The organism is Paraburkholderia sediminicola, from assembly GCF_046027355.1.
In the GTDB taxonomy this organism is placed as follows: Bacteria; Pseudomonadota; Gammaproteobacteria; order Burkholderiales; family Burkholderiaceae; genus Paraburkholderia; species Paraburkholderia sediminicola_B.
The window spans coordinates 1-16,169 of the sequence record NZ_JAQQEK010000068.1 but is presented as its reverse complement, the minus strand read 5'-3'; the positions used below and the strand labels follow the sequence as shown (position 1 = coordinate 16,169).

At 61.1% G+C, this 16,169-nt stretch carries 16 protein-coding genes and 1 pseudogene; 6 read left to right on the top strand and 11 right to left on the bottom strand.

Translation table 11 applies throughout. From position 1 onward, the window contains the following. Positions 1-349 precede the first annotated feature (349 nt). Both PQR42_RS44640 and PQR42_RS44635 read left to right on the top strand, forming a co-directional pair. Positions 350-982: a LysE family translocator gene (locus PQR42_RS44640; RefSeq protein ID WP_408495952.1), complete on the top strand. Its 633-nt coding sequence runs from the start codon at positions 350-352 to the stop codon at positions 980-982. 1,101 nt (positions 983-2,083) lie between these two features. Then, on the top strand, positions 2,084-2,947 hold the full coding sequence (locus tag PQR42_RS44635) for a hypothetical protein (protein WP_408495950.1): 864 nt from the start codon (positions 2,084-2,086) through the stop codon (positions 2,945-2,947). A 219-nt stretch (positions 2,948-3,166) separates the two neighbouring features. Here the strand turns inward: PQR42_RS44635 and PQR42_RS44630 are convergent, their stop codons facing one another. The 8 genes from PQR42_RS44630 to PQR42_RS44595 form a co-directional block, all read right to left on the bottom strand. Next, a complete protein-coding gene (locus PQR42_RS44630; RefSeq protein ID WP_408495948.1) occupies positions 3,167-3,439 on the bottom strand; it encodes a hypothetical protein in 273 nt (90 codons plus the stop codon). A gap of 290 nt (positions 3,440-3,729) precedes the next feature. Beyond that, positions 3,730-4,113 (bottom strand): hypothetical protein, encoded by a 384-nt coding sequence (locus tag PQR42_RS44625; protein WP_408495946.1) that lies wholly within the window; start codon positions 4,111-4,113, stop codon positions 3,730-3,732. Between the two features lie 45 nt (positions 4,114-4,158). Beyond that, positions 4,159-5,376: a hypothetical protein gene (locus PQR42_RS44620; protein WP_408495945.1), complete on the bottom strand. Its 1,218-nt coding sequence runs from the start codon at positions 5,374-5,376 to the stop codon at positions 4,159-4,161. Between the two features lie 16 nt (positions 5,377-5,392). Further along, positions 5,393-6,265, bottom strand: a complete 873-nt coding sequence (locus PQR42_RS44615; RefSeq protein WP_408495943.1) for a hypothetical protein — start codon at positions 6,263-6,265, stop codon at positions 5,393-5,395. A gap of 225 nt (positions 6,266-6,490) precedes the next feature. After that, positions 6,491-7,651 carry a PDDEXK nuclease domain-containing protein gene (locus tag PQR42_RS44610; protein ID WP_408495941.1) on the bottom strand — a complete coding sequence of 387 codons (1,161 nt, stop codon included), beginning with the start codon at positions 7,649-7,651 and terminating at the stop codon, positions 6,491-6,493. 105 nt (positions 7,652-7,756) lie between these two features. Next, positions 7,757-8,458, bottom strand: coding sequence for an SET domain-containing protein (locus PQR42_RS44605; protein ID WP_408495939.1), 702 nt, complete (start codon positions 8,456-8,458; stop codon positions 7,757-7,759). A gap of 73 nt (positions 8,459-8,531) precedes the next feature. Beyond that, positions 8,532-8,885 carry a hypothetical protein gene (locus PQR42_RS44600; protein ID WP_408495937.1) on the bottom strand — a complete coding sequence of 118 codons (354 nt, stop codon included), beginning with the start codon at positions 8,883-8,885 and terminating at the stop codon, positions 8,532-8,534. Positions 8,886-8,919: 34 nt separating this feature from the next. Then, positions 8,920-9,939, bottom strand: a complete 1,020-nt coding sequence (locus PQR42_RS44595) for a DNA-binding protein (RefSeq protein ID WP_408495935.1) — start codon at positions 9,937-9,939, stop codon at positions 8,920-8,922. Between PQR42_RS44595 and PQR42_RS44590 the strand changes: the two genes are divergently transcribed. Next, on the top strand, positions 9,913-10,647 hold the full coding sequence (locus PQR42_RS44590; RefSeq protein ID WP_408495933.1) for an IS6 family transposase: 735 nt from the start codon (positions 9,913-9,915) through the stop codon (positions 10,645-10,647). The genes PQR42_RS44595 and PQR42_RS44590 overlap by 27 nt on opposite strands. Before the next feature lie 241 nt (positions 10,648-10,888). Here PQR42_RS44590 and PQR42_RS44585 read toward each other — a convergent pair whose 3' ends face one another. Then, complete coding sequence (locus PQR42_RS44585) at positions 10,889-12,988, bottom strand: putative bifunctional diguanylate cyclase/phosphodiesterase (protein ID WP_408495932.1); 2,100 nt, start codon at positions 12,986-12,988, stop codon at positions 10,889-10,891. A gap of 736 nt (positions 12,989-13,724) precedes the next feature. On the opposite strand from PQR42_RS44585, the gene PQR42_RS44580 reads away from it, so the two are divergent. Continuing rightward, positions 13,725-13,919: a hypothetical protein gene (locus PQR42_RS44580; protein ID WP_408495930.1), complete on the top strand. Its 195-nt coding sequence runs from the start codon at positions 13,725-13,727 to the stop codon at positions 13,917-13,919. 109 nt (positions 13,920-14,028) lie between these two features. Continuing rightward, positions 14,029-14,280 (top strand): hypothetical protein, encoded by a 252-nt coding sequence (locus tag PQR42_RS44575; protein WP_408495928.1) that lies wholly within the window; start codon positions 14,029-14,031, stop codon positions 14,278-14,280. 149 nt (positions 14,281-14,429) lie between these two features. Here PQR42_RS44575 and PQR42_RS44570 read toward each other — a convergent pair whose 3' ends face one another. Continuing rightward, on the bottom strand, positions 14,430-14,582 hold the full coding sequence (locus PQR42_RS44570) for a hypothetical protein (RefSeq protein ID WP_408495926.1): 153 nt from the start codon (positions 14,580-14,582) through the stop codon (positions 14,430-14,432). Positions 14,583-14,618: 36 nt separating this feature from the next. Between PQR42_RS44570 and PQR42_RS44565 the strand changes: the two genes are divergently transcribed. After that, positions 14,619-14,882 (top strand): hypothetical protein, encoded by a 264-nt coding sequence (locus PQR42_RS44565; protein ID WP_408495924.1) that lies wholly within the window; start codon positions 14,619-14,621, stop codon positions 14,880-14,882. A gap of 316 nt (positions 14,883-15,198) precedes the next feature. Here PQR42_RS44565 and PQR42_RS44560 read toward each other — a convergent pair. Further along, a pseudogene (locus PQR42_RS44560) lies at positions 15,199-16,159 on the bottom strand (ribonuclease Z); the annotation flags it as partial. Positions 16,160-16,169 lie beyond the last annotated feature (10 nt).

The following is a 16,169-nucleotide window of genomic DNA, read 5'->3' as shown; positions in this document are numbered from 1 at the left end:
ATTGCGCGCATAATGGGCGATGCGCCCCGCCGCGAATGCGTCGGAGCGCTCCTCGATGTAATCGTGCTAGTCGGGTCCATGCGATGTTGTTCGCATTGATCTGCCGTTTGGTTCGGCCCCGGGTCCGCTTGCGAAACACGGGTTTTCGACGAAACAGGTCGGACTGAGGCATTCATGAAGGCGGCCCGGGTGTTTGACTTGCTTCGGCCATGCGGCGCCATCCGCCCGCCTCGTTCGACGAACACTGGCGCGCATGTCTGATATTCCTCGAAAGATGGCAATATTGCCACTCCCGTTCGTTTCGGCAAAGCCCGATAATTAGGCGACTTTCCATTTCCGGAACCAAAACATGACTGGAAACGCCTATTTCTCGACAAACCTGCTGCTTGCCTATGCAGCGTATTTCGTTGGCACCGCGAGTCCAGGGCCAAGCAACCTTGCAATTATGTCCATAGCGGCCAGTCACGGCCGGAAAGCGGCGTTGATGTTCGCACTCGGTGTCATCTCGGGGTCAATGTTTTGGGCGACGGTGGCAGCGCTAGGCGTGTCGGCTGCCCTGATCGCCTATTCGCAATTCATCATTGCAGTCAAGATTTTTGGTGGTCTATATCTCTTGTGGCTAGCCTTCAAATCCGGACGCAATGCGCTTGCGACAGCAGCTGAATCCGTACTGAAGGTGGAACGAACACCGACATTGACGAGCGTCTACTCCCGCGGAGTGATGCTCCATCTCACCAATCCAAAAGCTATCCTCGTGTGGGTTTCAATTGTTGCTCTATCGTCGAACAGCACGGGATCAGCCCATAGTGCTGTAATTGCAGGTTGTGCGGCCATCGGATGTCTGGTGTTCGGCGGTTATGCAGTACTGTTTTCGACGGACTCGGCTCGCAGGTTGTACGTGCGGACCCGTCGTGCCCTGGAAGGATGCCTGGCCGTAGTATTCGGGATTGCCGGCATCAGACTTCTGGCGTCGCGTGTCTAGCCAGTTTCAGCACCTTCGCTTGTCCAATGTCATACCGCGGGGGAGTCCTGCTATTTCGGTCGAAAGTACGCATCCGCATGTAGTAAAGCCATGACATTCATGGCGATAGAGGCGGGAATATCAGGAAGCCGACCGAATGTCGGCAGGGGCCAACAGATGGAGGGCGTTGAGCGTGCGCGAACGGCGGCTGCGCATTTAAGAACAGACACTTGGCCCAGAAAGGCTTGAAGAGCGGCAACCGGTCGCGCGTACCCATTCGCGTGCAGCTGGAGCTGACATTCGCCGCTGCCGACATTCGAATGTCGGGAATGCAACTGGTTGCTGCCTCACCAATGCCGACAGCCGAACGTCGGGTTTGGCCGATGACTTGCCCTTGATCGACCGTGCGCGGTGACCGCTGCACTCCGGTCTCCTCCGCGACGTGCGCATCAACAAGATCGTGTTCGTTGGGTCCCTACCGCATGCCGCCCCCATCTTGCCATAGAGGCCGCCGGCAACAAAGCAGTCAGCATCCGGGGCAGCAGCGGTTGACAAGTCCAAGGCTAGTATCTCCTCCCTTATAATTCTCCAATCGACAGTGATTTCACCGGCGGAGAGCCCCACTTTATGAGTCAGCCACATGGGCGACATTCGGGATCTCGAGACAAGGGTCCGCGTCAGTCGCGCCAACCTTCGAAAACGACATCCCACCGACAGAACAAGCCATACGTAAAAACGCCGCCCGCGCGAGACGCGGCCCAGACGGCGTCCATTTTCAAAACGCGTTCGTTCAAGTGGCTGGTCGATGCGGTGGGCGCGGAGAATATCGCGCTGGGACTCGATTCCAACCTGACACGCGTGAACGAGTTGATCAATGGTGAGAGATTCACACCCGAGACAGCCTTCCACATTGAGACGACGCTCGGTCTACCCGATGGGTTTTTCGATCAACCCAACCCTGCTCTCACCTCCGGGACCCTCAGTCGCTTGAGGGCGCCGCTTGACTTCATCCACGCAAATACCGAACCGGAACCGGCGGACGGGGAAGCATTGGAACCGGCTCCTGCAATACCTGCGATTCACCGCCCTACTGCCACTGACCGTTTGCCCAGGGAATCAGAAATGTCGAAGAGAACCGCTGGTGGCTCGCCACAGGCCGTCGCGAAGAGCAAACCTGCTGCGGCAAAGACTGCCGCGGTTCCCTCGTCGAAACCGGCATCAGCGAAAGCCAAAGCATCCATGAAGTCGGGGGCCCAGCAATCCCTGCCGCTGAACGACATGGCGGCTCTGCAAAGCATTCGTCGCGCCAACCTGCACGTACTCACCTCCCGCAAGGGCTCGAAATTGCGACTCAGCGCGGTGATGAGTATCAGCGCCTCCAACCTGGACAATCGTCTGTATGGGCAGAAGCGCATGGACGACGCCGAAGCCGTCCGTTTCACTGAACGCCTTGGGCTGCCAACTGCCTGGCTGGACGTTCCGCGTTCAGTCACGGACATTCCCGAGCCGGTGACGGCCTTGCTCGATCCACAGTCGGGTCGACCCGCACCTGATCAACGGGAACTGCCAGCCGCGGTAGAGCCCGAAGCGGCGGTGGCAAGAAAGTCCACGGGCAGAAAGGCAAAAACCGCGAGCGATCGACACGCCCAACCGTCTGAGGCGGATCACACCAGCGCCGCCGCCGTGACGAAGGCAATCGTGGAGCAACAGGATTCAGGACTGCCACCTGCCTCAGATCTGGCAATCCGGCAAACCGTTGACAACGACATCCCACCGTCCGCCTCCCACCAGCAGCCTCCGACGGCGCCCGTCACAGAGGTCGTCGCGGAGCCGCGCCGTTCTGCTCCCGTGACCAGTCTGGACGATCTGACAGGAATTGAACCGATCGCAGAGGCACTGATCAAGACGCTCGCAGGTAAAGCACGAACGGGTCGTCTGGACGAAATGAAAGCGCTGGAACTATTGCGACAGATCGTGTCGCTCTGACCTGAAAGGCGGTTGACTGGAATTCCGCGGCGGCCATGCTGCCAGGGGAACGACCGCCTTTTTCAACAGCGTGCGATGAAGCAAAAGTCGCAGCGTTCCGGAAGTAAACGTCGCGCCACTCTGGCGGCCATTCGCGCAACGACCCGGCCTCATCGGCGCTCCCGACTGGCCGCGACCGGCACAGACACAGCTTCGCCGTCACCTGAAGACGAAAGGGGACTATCTGCCGGAAAGCCGTCCGTCTATCGCTTCGTGTAACTTGAGCATGGCGATTTTCGGGTTGCAATCCTCGACCAGGGCGCGCGCGGTGAGAAGCAGGTCCGCCTCGAAAGGATCAGGAACGAGGAGGTGCTCGGCTTCCCGGACAAGCCTGAGAATCTCGACGCACAACAGATCGGGATAGTGGCCCGACTTGTATCGGTCCAGTTCATTCATCAGCACGGTCCACCGGTCTGCGAGTTGCCCCACTGTTTCCTGGTATAGCTGTTCCATGTCAATCCCCGCTCGGGATAACAACTGGTATTTTAGACAACAGGTTTAAAACGCGTTTGCCTTCCAGGACGAAATCAAGGCCCGTCAGGATGCCGCTGCAGGATCAGGCCGGACTTCGGGAGCGCGACGAGCCGAAGCCCGTATCGTCGCTGGCGGCTGCGCAAACAGATTGCTACCATGCTGCCTGACGCTGACTGTGGCACTTCCTGACAAAAGATTTGACGAAACGGCACTCCGGTAAACGCATGGCCGCCGGTGCACTCCCGGCTGAAGCGCTGACGATACTGGTTTCAGCGCGTGCCCTCGCGCCATTTCGTAGCAGTCAATCGCTCTACTGCCGCGAAACATCCTGCGGGCGAAACTCCGGCTTCGCCGCCCTGATGTGTCCCGAGGAGATCAAAAAGGTATTCGGCGACGACGGAGCCGATTGCATGCAAGGCTTCGTGTCGCGCAAGTCCTTCTTTCATGAGCCGGCGCATCGCCTGGACCACAGGCTCAAGCTCCAGCGCAATCTGGTTTTCAACGATCACGTGGAGCGTGGCGTGTGCCGTGACGTTCGGCAGTCTGTTGCGCGCAGCGCGGTGACACTTTTCAGCAAGAGAAATCCGCTCCTGTTCATCGAGCGCAAGCCACAATTCAGGGTCGGGTGGGTTGTCGGGATTGTACGTTTCCATGATGGTCCCATGCTGACTTCCGCCCATCGTACAGGCTCGCCCGTGTCATACCGACAGATGACGCGCCAGCACCGTGGCCACGAACGAGTGCGTCGGCACAGCCGCAAACTGGTCACGCAAACGCCGGTTGATCTGGTCACGCTCCACGCCAGCAGCGAGCGCCGCGTCCGTCAGCGCGCCGTAGGCATCCAGCACATCGCTGCCGGTGATTTCATAACCGAAGCCTGCTGCCATCCAGTGTAATGCAGCCATGCCGCAGGCCATTGCGAATTCAGGCCGGCGCGACACGAAATCGCGTGCGGCCCGTATCAGCGTGCGCGGGTCCGTGGGACTTCGCATCGCGAGCGACACTGCCAGATCAAGCAGCCCCGCGTCTTTTGCCGCGGCGAACCATTTGCCCTCCGCACCAGGACTGCTCGCCACCAGATCGTCGAGGATGCTGTGCGGGGTCCTGTGCGGATACTTTTTTACAATGGCACGGAACGTCGCGACATGCGTGGTGGCCTGATTCGCCTCGATGGCGTAGCGCCGATAGGCCTCGTCCATCATGCCCGATGACAGCAGGATAGCTTCGCACTTGCGGGCGATTGCCGCGGTGGGCGCATTCAGCCCCCTCGACGCTTCCGCATACCGCAGTGCCTCAGACAGACGACCCAGTGCGATCAAAGCGTCTACCCCATACTGGCGATACCCCCACCAGTTCAGGCGCGCGCCGTCCAGGAGCGCGAGCAGTTCCTCATGACGCCCGGCGACGTTCAGCGCGCTCAGGCAGGCCGTGGTCCCCACGAAATGGCCGCCCGCACCCTCAGCACCCATCACGTGCGCTGTGACCGGTAACAGGCGGTCTACCCATCCGGACGCCATGGCACGCGACGCGCAAAGCTCACCCCAGCGATGGCCCACCTGTTCGATATACGGCATCTGATCGTCCTGGAGCGCATCGAACAACCGCTCCAGCCAGCGCATGCGTGCCGTGGCGGGCACGTCCGCCGTGGCGATCACCGGAACAAGCGCATCGATTGCACGATTGACCGCAGTGCCGATTGCGCCGGACGAACTGTCGACGTGTTCGATCGCAGGCGAAAGCCTTTCGAGCAGAACGACCGCGCCCTCTGCTGCGAGCGCTGGATCGGCGCGGGCGATCTGCCGGATTTCCGTCAGGGCTTCCTTCAGACGCTGGATCGGCAACGCGGACTTCCAGCCAAAGGCGCCACGACGAAAGCGCGCAACGAAGATCCACTTGTGAGACGCAGTACGTGTCATGTTCCGGGTCGCGGGCTCAACGCGTCTTCATATAGGCGGCGTACACCGCTGCGCTAAGCGACTGCAGTTCGCGCCGCGTTTGAAGCAGTTCGTGATGGCGGCCTTGACGCTCCAGACTGAGCAGTTCGAGCACCAGCTTGAACGCCCTCTCGGGCGCATTGCGTCGCGTGGACTCCGCCTGCCTGAACAGCGGCGTGAGACCAGGCTTTTCCGTCAGTACCCAAGCCGGAAACCATGCCAGATCACCCGTGTCACCTTCGCCGTCGAACGAGGCGTCGAAGCTACGCCGCATGGCACCGAGCGACATGTCACCGAGTCGCCCCAACAGGTGGTCGAACAGCGACGGCGAGAGCCAGGCCAGTTCGATCAGCAACGGCCAGGCGGCATCTAACCCGTCAATCCGGTAGCGCGCTTGCGCCATCCAGCCAAGCGGCGCGGGAATCCGTCGCCACGAGTCGATGCGCAGCACCGCCTGTTCCGCTTCGGCCCACCTGGCCGCAAGCAGCAGAAGCGACGCCGAATGTGCATCCGCATGTTCCGCACAGAAAGGCAGCGCAGCAGCGCGCCCGGCCAGTTCTGCCCAAAGCGGCGCCAGCCAGCCGGCCGAACTCGCGCGCGGAAACATACAGGACACAGCAGGTTGGAGGCGCGTGGAGAGCGAATGGCTGGCATCAAGAACTGTCCGATGATCCCCGAACGGCGCCGTCGACCGCGCTTCCAGGGCGTCGGCGATCAGCCCGAGTTGCACCAAAGCATCATCTTCGGGATAGTCGTTCTCCAGAACGTGCAAAGCGCGCCGCGCGGCCGCCGCATCGTACTGCTGCAATGCCGACAGAACGTCATTGCGCATCATTACATCACGGCTGTCGTTGAAGATGTCGAGTTGCATGCGTCAGATCAGAACAGTTGTTCGTCGTGGCTGACGAGATTAATCCATCTGGCCGTGCTTCTCAATTCCGGCCATCTCATCGACGACCTGATGACTGCGCTGACCGCTCACGACTGCGACCACACGCACCGCTGAGGAGGTGCATTCCCAGTACAGATCGCGCCTGTAGCAGTCAATCTCTGAATGCTGATTGATGATTCGCAAAGCGCGATGACGATGACCTTTTCACGACAGTTGATCATCTACGCCGTCAGCGCCCTCTTCCGGCCTATGGCGGGCCTCCCACGCACGTCGGGTTCTGGCCAGTTCTTCGGCGAGGAGTTTTTCATCCGGCAGGACCATATGGTACTCAGCCGCCAGCACTTTGTTCGGCAGCCCTTCCAATGCATAACGCGCCACCGCGGCATTCGTTCGCGCACACAGGATCAGGCCAACGGGTGGATTCTCTCCTGGCAGCGTCCAGTGCTCACGTGCGTAATTACAGTACATGTGCATCTGGCCGACGTCGGCGTGGTTGAGCTCGGTGAGTTTGAGATCGACGATGACAAGGCATCGCAGACGCCGGTGAAAAAACAGAAGATCGACCCGGAACCAGCTTTCGCCAATCCGAAGGCGACGCTGTCGGCCCACGAACGTAAAATCGCCACCCAGCTCAAGAAGAAAGTCTTCGAGGCGATGGACCAATGCCTCCTCGAGTTGATTTTCGGAATACTCGTCCTTGAGGTCGAGGAACTCGAGGACATAAGGATCCTTGATTGCCTCTTCTGCGGTCACAAGGTCGCCCGGTTGTGCCTTGGCCGCCTTCTGCAGCATGGCGGGCCGGTTTTTCGACAGCATCGCACGGGTGTGGAACTGGCTGCTGATCTGCCGATCCAGTTGTCGCACGCTCCATCCGCCCCGAAGCGCTTCAGCTTCGTAAAACACTCTTTCTTCAACTGAGCGGGTTCGCCGCATGAGGTGGATGTAATGCGTCCAGGACAGCTGAAATACAGTCGCGAGTTGCTCGAGATCGAAATTCCGAATCGCCGGTTCGGAATTGCCCGCATGGCCTGTGGGCGCAGATTTCCGAATCAGTGATTCGGAAATCGCGGCTGGCGGGTAGGTCTGGAAGAACATCCTCATCAACTCAAGGTTGTCAACCCCAAACCCCCGCCCGAAGCGGACTGTCAGGTCGGCTGACAACCGATCCAGAAGGGCCTGACCGTACGCTGCGCGCGCCTCCCCGCCCTGACTGAATTCGACAATCCGGCGACCAATCTCCCAGTAGGTAGCTGTCATCAGTGCGTTGACACTTCGGGCCGCAGCACGACGACCGAGTTCCAGAAGCGCAACGATGTCGCCGTGTATGCCGCTGTAATCGGTGCTGCTCAATGCGATATCAGTCATGGGCACTGCCAGTAGATAGTTTCAGCGTTGATGAGTTCACGGTAAACATTGGGTACGATGGTGTTGCGCTATCTGCACTCCGTCCATCAATGAGAATCCGTGCTGTCAGGCAATCGGCTCGAAATTGTCCTCAGCCTTCAGAGCGACGCTGTCGACCTCCCGACCCTTTTCCTGCGCAACCGCGGTGACACGTTTCAGGTAAACGCCGCTACGCATCGCCAGCGGCGAGGCGGAGAGCTTGCTCAACCGCCGGGCGAGGATCACGCAACCGTCCACCACCAGCAAGAGCGTCACCCTACGGTGTATCTGCAGTAGGACCGGCCTCGCGACCCGCGCCGGCTGCGGTCGACGATCGACGCCTGAACCGCTTGCCGATGCCAGCATCGAACCGGTACAGCGCCTCTTCCCACAGCGACAAGCAAAGTCGGCGGCCAGTTCGGGAGTAATCGCCTCATCGGTACTAAGTCCATAGGCGATAAAAAGCTCGTCGCCCGGCATCACGTCCCTGATCGTCTCGATGAAGATGCGCCCCCGTTCGTCCTCGATCGCCTCGCAGTTTGGCTCGCAGGAATGGTTCAGCCAGCGTGCGCTGCTACCCCCAACGCTGCCGTCAATCACGCGCCCATCAGCCAGCCCGAAAATGACAGTATGGCCCGCCAGACCGGACCGCCGGTGCCGAACAGACGCCCGCCGCCACGATGTCACCTCGCCGCGATATTCAAAGATCCGCTGGCCAGCAGGAATCGCCTGTACCGCGAACACGCCTCGCCCATGGATTGATGATTTCCTGACCGCCACGCGCCGCACGTCCTGCCTCCTTGATCGCTGAAGGCTGCGAGCATATCGAGCGGCGCGCCACGCAGCAACCGGTACCGTCGCGTCACAGCAACCGGGTCTGCCGGGGATCGCGCGGTGGGGGTCGGGACACGTCAGTCCGCCTGGTCCGACGAATTCTGCGGCTGCTGTTCCCGATGCGCTGTAGCCGCGCCAGCATCAGGCATTCAACACTCCCGTCGCTGAAGCGCAACTCAAACACGCCGGATTCACCGGGCATGCACCGCGCCGTCGCGCGGAACGATAGGCGCAGACCCCGCCGTTTCGCGCGGGCGAGCATCTGCGCGCGGCTCATACCCGGCCAGCAATCCGACACGAAGAGCGCCACGATCCCGGGCAGGGACTCATGCGCGACGCCTTGAGGAAGCGTCAGTCCAGTGAGCAGGTAGATATCAGCCATGCAGCCATTCCGTGAGTGGCGAGTCACACTGCGTTTATACCGTTTTTTTGCGTCGCGTTGCGGCTTGGGCGGTCGGCACGGTCCGAGCGGGGCGGGTCGGCCGTGGCGTCTTCCGTACTCCAGCCGAGGCGGGCGACGCCCGGCTTTCCGGCGCACGCGTTGCCGCTTTCCTTAGCGACATCAGTTCTGCGTGCAATCGCAGGTTCTCCGCCTGGGCCGCATCCAGTCTCCCCTGCAGTACGCCTTTCCGATGACGGACGTCGCCCAGTTGCGCCTGAATGGTCTCCACTGAGCGGCGATGGTCGGCATCCCTGTGATCCGCACGACGCGCAGCTTCGTCCAGCTCCTTCTGCAGCTTCGTTGCGGTACTGCGCTCGCGGTCGATTTCCAGCAGCGCACGCTTCTCGGACGCCCGCAGGCGCTCCTCCGCGCGCTCAGCCGTCTCCCGCTGTTTCCCCAGGTCACGCGAAAACCCTTCCCTCGCCTCCTGAAGCTCGCGATCGCGCGCAGCCAGTGCCGCGCTGATGCGCGCCAGTTCGCCCTCGAGCGCCTGTCGCTGCGCATGACCTTCGGCCTGCGCCCTGTCCAGCTCCCGGACCTCGACCTGCGCGGCCAGTAGCGCCGCAGTGCGCTGTTCGAGCGCGGTCTCGACGCGACCCAGTTCGTCGCGGGCGGCGACGACTGCCTGCTGCGATTCGGCCCGCTGTGCCTCGACTTCGGCGCGCAGCGCGTCGAGCGCCGTTCCGGCCGACGCGGTGGCGCGCGCCCAGAGGGTCGCGACCAGTTCGCCGGCGGCCGCACCGAGATCGGCGGGCAGATCGGGATGCTCGATGCGCACGCGGCTCTTCTCGCGCAGTTCCGTCCAGAACTCGCCGAGCACCGCAGTCGGCGTGCCCATACTGCCCCGCTTCACGAGCTGGTACAGCCGGTTCGCGGTCGGCGTGATGCCATGGCGGAAGAACAGCAGTGCGCAGACCTCGCGGTACGGCATTGTCAGGTTGGGTGACCCGTCGGATAAGATGGCGCGATGAAGAAATCGAAATCGCTCTATCACGGTTACCGTTTCCCGGCTGGTGTCATCAGCTGCGCTGTTCGATGGTATTTCCGCTTCCAGCTGAGCCTGCGCGACATCGAGGAACTGCTTTTCGAGCGCGGCGTGATCGTGACATACGAGACGATCCGATGCTGGTGTGACAAGTTTGGTAAGGGCTTTGCTCATCGAGTGAAAGCGGTGCGACGCAAGCCGGGTAACACGTGGCACCTCGACGAGATGTTCGTCACGCTGCGTGGCGAACCGTACCTGCTGTGGCGTGCGGTCGACGAGCATGGCGTCGAACTCGACATCCTGCTGCAAAAGCGGCGCGACAAAGCCGCTGCCAAACGCTTCTTCAAGCGTGTGCTGCGTTCGAGCCCGGTGCCGCGTCGGATCGTCACTGATCAGTTACGCAGCTATCCGGCGGCAAAAGCCGGGATCCCAGAACTTGCGAACGTGAAACACGTGTTCGTCAAAGCTGCAGCCCGGCTGAACAACCGGGCTGAGAACAGTCACCAACCGACGCGCGAACGCGAGCGTCGCATGCGCGGCTTCCGCGACCCGAAACGCACACAGAAATTTCTATCGTGCTTCGGTCCGATCCGGCAACATTTCGCGCTCAAGCGGCATCTGCTGCGCGCTTCACTCTATCGCAAACAACTCGCGGCGCGATTCGTTGCGTGGGGCAAAATCACCGAAGTCACCCGAAATCCGTCCTATGCTTTCTGAGCATGCTCTCTCCTGCCGTCTTTCCTTCTCAGCCTCGACAAGTTGACAAAGCCCTTTGCCATCCTCACGGCCTAGTCGAAATCCCTCTCCTTTGCGACGTGCTTGTGATCGACGGAAACCAGCCAGGAACCTTGCCCATGACATCATCGAATGGGGCTGCCCAACGGCTGGTTTCGACGATGTGGCGAAGCTGAGGAAATCGACGCAGGCATCGAACCAAGGCCGGGACCGTCACCCGCCCTCACGCTGCGGGCGTGGCGCAGACGCTCCCGGCGGCGGCGATCCGGTCCGCGGCGCAACGCAGGAACGCAAGGAACTCGGCGGCGGGCAACGGCCGGCTCAACAGGAAACCCTGCACCTGATCGCAGGCAAGTTCGCTGAGCGTGCGGAATTGCGACTCCGTCTCGACGCCTTCCGCGACGACCTCGATCTGCAACGCGCGCGCGAGCGACACGACGGCGGACAGCAATGCGCCGCCGCGCTGGCCGACGGAGTCGAGATCGCGCATGAACGAGCCGTCGATCTTGATCTGGTCGAACCTGAAGCGCTGGAGATAGCCGAGGCTCGAATATCCGGTACCGAAATCGTCGACAGCGACGGTATAGCCGCGCGACTGCAGTGCTTCAATCGTGCAGCTCGTCTTCTCGATGTTCTGCATCGCCGTCGTTTCCGTGATCTCGAACATCAGGCGACACGGATCGACGCCGGCTGCACCGATCAACGCATCGATGCGGGCCACCAGGTCCGGCACGTTGAACTGGATCGGCGAAAGATTCACCGCCACGGAAATCGCGGGCAGCCCTTGCGCGTCCCATAGCGCGATGTTGCGGCAAACCTCACGCAGCACCCAGTCGCCGATCTCGACGATAAGGCCCGAGCGTTCCGCGATCGGGATGAATTCGAGCGGAGGAATCTCGCCGAGTTCGGGATGATGCCAGCGGATCAGTGCCTCGACGCCCGTCAGCGATTGCGATGCAACGCTGAACTTCGGCTGGAACGACACGCTTAGTTCGCCGTCGCTCAACGCACGATGCAAATCGCGTTGCAGGATCAGCGACTTGAGCGCGGTGTGGTTCATCTGCGGCTCGAACACGCGGAACGTGTTGCGCCCGCTTTGCTTGGCGGCGTACATCGCGGCGTCCGCGCTGTGGAGCAGTTCGTCGGCATTGCGGCCGTCGCTGGGATAGAACGCGATGCCGATGCTCGCGCTCACGCGCAGCGGCAATCCGTTGACGACGACCTCCTCGCTCAGCCGCCGCAGCACGCCATTGGCGACCGCCACGGCGGACGACGCATCGGCCACGTTCTCGACCACGATCACGAATTCATCTCCGCCGAGCCGCGCAACCATGTCGGTACGGCGCAAGTCCTGGCACAGACGCTCGGCGCACACTTGCAGCAAGTCATCGCCGACGCCGTGGCCGAGCGAATCGTTGATCGACTTGAAGCCGTCGAGGTCGATGAAGAGCACGGCGAACGCCGATTCTCTCCGCGTGCATTCGGCGACCGCTTGCGCGATCCGCAAAGAGAGTTGCTGGCGGTTCGGGAGCTTCGTCAGCGCATCGTGCGTGCCGAGATAATGCAGTTGCCGGTTCGCGCGCTTGAGCGAGATGGAGAGGCTGCTCGTATGGAAGCCGAGCAATGCGAGCGTGCCCACCAGCACGGCGAACGACGTCGCCGTGACGACGAGCCCAAGCCAGTTCGCATCGAGCTTTGCGCCCGAGAGGCACAAGCTGCCGGCGGCGAAGTTGGCCGCACTCATGCCCAAATAGTGCATTCCGGTGATCGCGATCGCCATGATGAAGGCCGCGCCGAGCCGCTTGACGACGAGATTCTCGATGCCCGACGTGCGCAGCGTGAAGGCGAGCCAGAGCGCCGCCATCGAAGCGGCGATCGCCACGCCCACTGAAAGCGCGACTTTCCAAATCGTGTATTCGATTCCCGGCGACATCTGCAACGCGTGCATGCCGGTGAAGTGCATCCCGGCCACGCCGATGCCCATGAGCGTCCCGGCGACGTACAGGCGCCTACGCGACAGCGCGCCGCGGCTCGCGGTGGCAAGCGCGATCAGCGACACGCTGATCGCGAGGAACAGCGACGCCGCGGTGATGGAGAAATCGTAGCCGACAGCAATCGGCAGCGAGAACGCGAGCATGCCGATGAAGTGCATCGACCAGATGCCGAGGCCCATCGACACCGCTCCGCCGACAAGCCATAGCGGCCGCCGTTTCGCGCTCGCGAGCGCGTTCAGGCCGCCGGACAGTTCCACCGCCGTGTAGGACGCAAGGAATGCGACCACCAGCGACAGGCAGACAAGCAGGGGGTTGTAGACGCCAGTCATCGGCCCTCTCTCTCGTTTCGTATCAGTCTTGTGCGACTGTTTTTTCTTGCGCCTCGCCTCGGCGAGCCGCGCCGCATCAGTACGCGGCGCATGTTCCTCGCTGTTATATCGGCAGATTGGCGGATAACTTTATGCTTTCGTCGTGCGCATGTGACGCCCGCCTGGGGTGCAAGCGCCGAATTTGTGGGATCGGTGCTGATCGGCACGGCGAGTTCACCCGTTTGCCCTTAAATACAACGTACATCATTACCTCAGGGCATCGCGTGCGCGGCTCTTCGCTGCAAACGTTAACTGTCCGTTTGTATTGGGTCTCGAAGACGCTCAAGTGACGACTGCCGAGATGGGCGAGTAGCCCGGACAACAGACTGTTGTCCTGCGTAGAGCAGCCCTTCGAAAGTCCCACGCGTGCGTAGGCTACCGTCCGTAGATGGCCGGCAAGCGTCCACTCGCTCACCGGTTCCCTTCACAAGGGAGACGCGACGATGAAGCAAGCGCTTAATCGCTGCCGCATCTTTGGAAGTGCGCTACTGCCAACATGTCCAATATGAGGGACGTCCCGAATTGCCACGCTCCCGGACCTCCGCCTACCATCAACTCCCCGCTGCATGTCGCAGCCAAACGCGCCACGGGTAATGCGTCGCCGAAAGCGAGCGCTATAGCCTGGCGGGCACGGCACACAAGCCAGTAGCCGGCGCATTCCATGTACAGCACCTACTCGAACTCTCAGGAGACAGGTATGCTCAGCCCCCATGAATTTGCGACATTGATGCTCGTCAAGGACTCCGCCGAACAGATTGCCGACCGGGACAAACTTGACGCGTTGCTCGAACGTCAACTGGTCGCCATGGAGCAACTTGCGGGCGGTGCCGTGCTCCCTCGCGTTACGCAGGACGGGGATTCCCTGCTTCGTACCCTCGAGCGAATTCACTGACACGTCGGACCGTGTGAGCGCGCACGCGACGGTGATATACGGGCTTGACCGTCCTCCCAGGCCCTTGCCGCGGCCCCAGGATTTCAGAAATGTTCTTGAGGAGATCGCCATGTCTCGCGAGTCCGACTGGGTCAAATTCGTGCTCCACGAGGAATTCCCGTCTGACGTTGAATTTCTTGAAGGAAGCGCGCCGAACCACGTAGTTGTCGAATGGCAGGTGGTCGGGCCAGATGACGCGCCGAGACGCAACGCTCCCTTCGTCATCGTCATCGATACGGAGGCAATCGACCGCTACGAAAGCAGCGACCAACGAGAGCAGACGAGGATTGCCTCGCGTGTTCGCGAGATCGTGCAGCAGTGAGGCGTTCACTATGAGCCTTCTCGTCCGGTCGACGTAGCCGAACCATTCGTTGTCGAGATTGACGAGGGTGACCTCTGACATCCATCTCGCGCATCCACAGCCCGTCACGTAGTACGCCGAAAGGGCATCGCCGCGGCGGCGTGTCATCATCAACGATGCAGCCGTACGGCGAACACAATTCGCGCGTCGTCGGCCATATCCAGGTTTCGGGCGTTGAACGCCTTCGTGATGCCGTCGACAATCACGGCAGCAGGCCCGGATAAGCGGTGCAGGCACTCGCCGAAATGGGTGGGATACGTCATGCCAAGATTTCCTGAAAATCACAAAGGGGATCAAAAATGCGTTGGCTCTTCATCTTGAATGGAAAGCATTGGGGCGATGTCTCACCGGTCATCTTCCACGAGCACCACCGGCACAAGGATTGGTGCATGACGCTTTGCGACGCCGTTGACACTGGCGGGGCGATGATCGAGATCACCCGCGGAGACACCAGATGCTACGTGCCACAGGACGCCGTCGTGGCAGCAGTCCACATCCAGGATCCCAATGAAACCATGGGATTCATTGACCCGAAGATAATTGAAGAAGGGGCTCACGACTGAAGGGGCACGTCTGCAAACGTATCAACCGTCTTCGTATCAACTGCTGGCGCCTTCGCCGCGCCCTACGCCCGAATCACCCACGCGATAGTGTCCAGGTTCCAGATGAAGTGGAGGGTGTACGTGTCGAGCACACGAAGGTCTGCTGTCCGGTGCGGAGCCGCCGTTTGAATGTCCGTATGGCAACGCGAGCGAAGGTCTGGCCGATTCCTGACTATCATTCCAGGCTCAACAGGACGTCGTAACCGCGGCGTGAAACAGGGTGGCCAAAGTAGTCCATGGACGATGGGCGAGCGATCGGTAGTGAAGCTTCCCTGGTCTAATCAGGTCTTTCGCCAACCAGACCCGACGTAGCGGACCATGCCGCCTGCACTTCTGCAATCAGTGCTGCCGAGCGTCCTTCGTAACGCGGCGAAAAGTGGAACGGTACCACCGCCCGGGCGCCGATCCGGCGCGCGATGAGACCGGCCTGGCGGGCCGTCAGGTGATTCTTGCGCAGGCCATGGGTCTTGTCCTCGTCAAGAAAGACGCTCTCGATAAACAGCAGGTCCACGTCGTGCATCAATTCCGACAGGGCCTCTACGTTCGGTTCCGTATAGCGCAAGTCCGTTACGTAGCCAATGCGCTGCCCAGGAACGATGTCGACGATCAGGTGACGTAGTTCGCCGACCTGTCGGGTCATCGCGTGCTCGCCATGCCGGTCGAGCCACCGTACCTGAATGGGCGCCTCGTCAGGGGCGCCGGTCAGCACCGCATGTTTCAGTTCGCGCAGCCACGCACCCGTCGACACCCCCAGCGCCGCGAGCCGGTCCTTCGCGACGTTGACGCTGGCCTTCTCCTCGAGCACGTACGCAACGCACGGGATGTCATGATCGACAAACCGGCCACGCACGCGAAAGGTTGCTTCGTCGTGCACCACGTCGTCAGATCGCTCAAAGGATGGGCTGGCTTCGCGGACGAACCGTCTCCGGCTTGAAAAGAGTGCACGCTGCCCGCCACCGTCCACTTCGATTTCGCGCGCGTCGATCACCAGCTCGACGTCATAACGATGCACTACGTTCCAGGTATAGGCGCTCAGCTTGTGTTAGATTTGTGCAAGAAAGTTGGGGCCGCCAAACATCACGATGCCAGCCTTGCGCCCGAGCATCAACGCGCAAGAGATGATCGAAGCCGGAAAAATGGTCCATGTGCGTATGGGTAACAAACACATGTGACAAACGCATCAGGTGGCGGGGCAGGAGCCGGGAGATATCGCCAAGATCGAAAAGGAGGGCACGGCGGATTCAACTG

Bases quoted from the DNA above. Each gene is read 5' to 3' on its own strand.
- PQR42_RS44570 (WP_408495926.1), bottom strand. From the start codon at position 14,582: ATGACGTATCCCACCCATTTCGGCGAGTGCCTGCACCGCTTATCCGGG.
- PQR42_RS44620 (WP_408495945.1), bottom strand. From the start codon at position 5,376: ATGACACGTACTGCGTCTCACAAGTGGATCTTCGTTGCGCGCTTTCGT.
- PQR42_RS44635 (WP_408495950.1), top strand. From the start codon at position 2,084: ATGTCGAAGAGAACCGCTGGTGGCTCGCCACAGGCCGTCGCGAAGAGC.
- PQR42_RS44585 (WP_408495932.1), bottom strand. From the start codon at position 12,988: ATGACTGGCGTCTACAACCCCCTGCTTGTCTGCCTGTCGCTGGTGGTC.
- PQR42_RS44640 (WP_408495952.1), top strand. From the start codon at position 350: ATGACTGGAAACGCCTATTTCTCGACAAACCTGCTGCTTGCCTATGCA.
- PQR42_RS44565 (WP_408495924.1), top strand. From the start codon at position 14,619: ATGCGTTGGCTCTTCATCTTGAATGGAAAGCATTGGGGCGATGTCTCA.
- PQR42_RS44590 (WP_408495933.1), top strand. From the start codon at position 9,913: ATGAAGAAATCGAAATCGCTCTATCACGGTTACCGTTTCCCGGCTGGT.
- PQR42_RS44600 (WP_408495937.1), bottom strand. From the start codon at position 8,885: ATGGCTGATATCTACCTGCTCACTGGACTGACGCTTCCTCAAGGCGTC.
- PQR42_RS44575 (WP_408495928.1), top strand. From the start codon at position 14,029: ATGTCTCGCGAGTCCGACTGGGTCAAATTCGTGCTCCACGAGGAATTC.
- PQR42_RS44610 (WP_408495941.1), bottom strand. From the start codon at position 7,651: ATGACTGATATCGCATTGAGCAGCACCGATTACAGCGGCATACACGGC.
- PQR42_RS44615 (WP_408495943.1), bottom strand. From the start codon at position 6,265: ATGCAACTCGACATCTTCAACGACAGCCGTGATGTAATGATGCGCAAT.
- PQR42_RS44630 (WP_408495948.1), bottom strand. From the start codon at position 3,439: ATGGAACAGCTATACCAGGAAACAGTGGGGCAACTCGCAGACCGGTGG.
- PQR42_RS44580 (WP_408495930.1), top strand. From the start codon at position 13,725: ATGCTCAGCCCCCATGAATTTGCGACATTGATGCTCGTCAAGGACTCC.
- PQR42_RS44625 (WP_408495946.1), bottom strand. From the start codon at position 4,113: ATGGAAACGTACAATCCCGACAACCCACCCGACCCTGAATTGTGGCTT.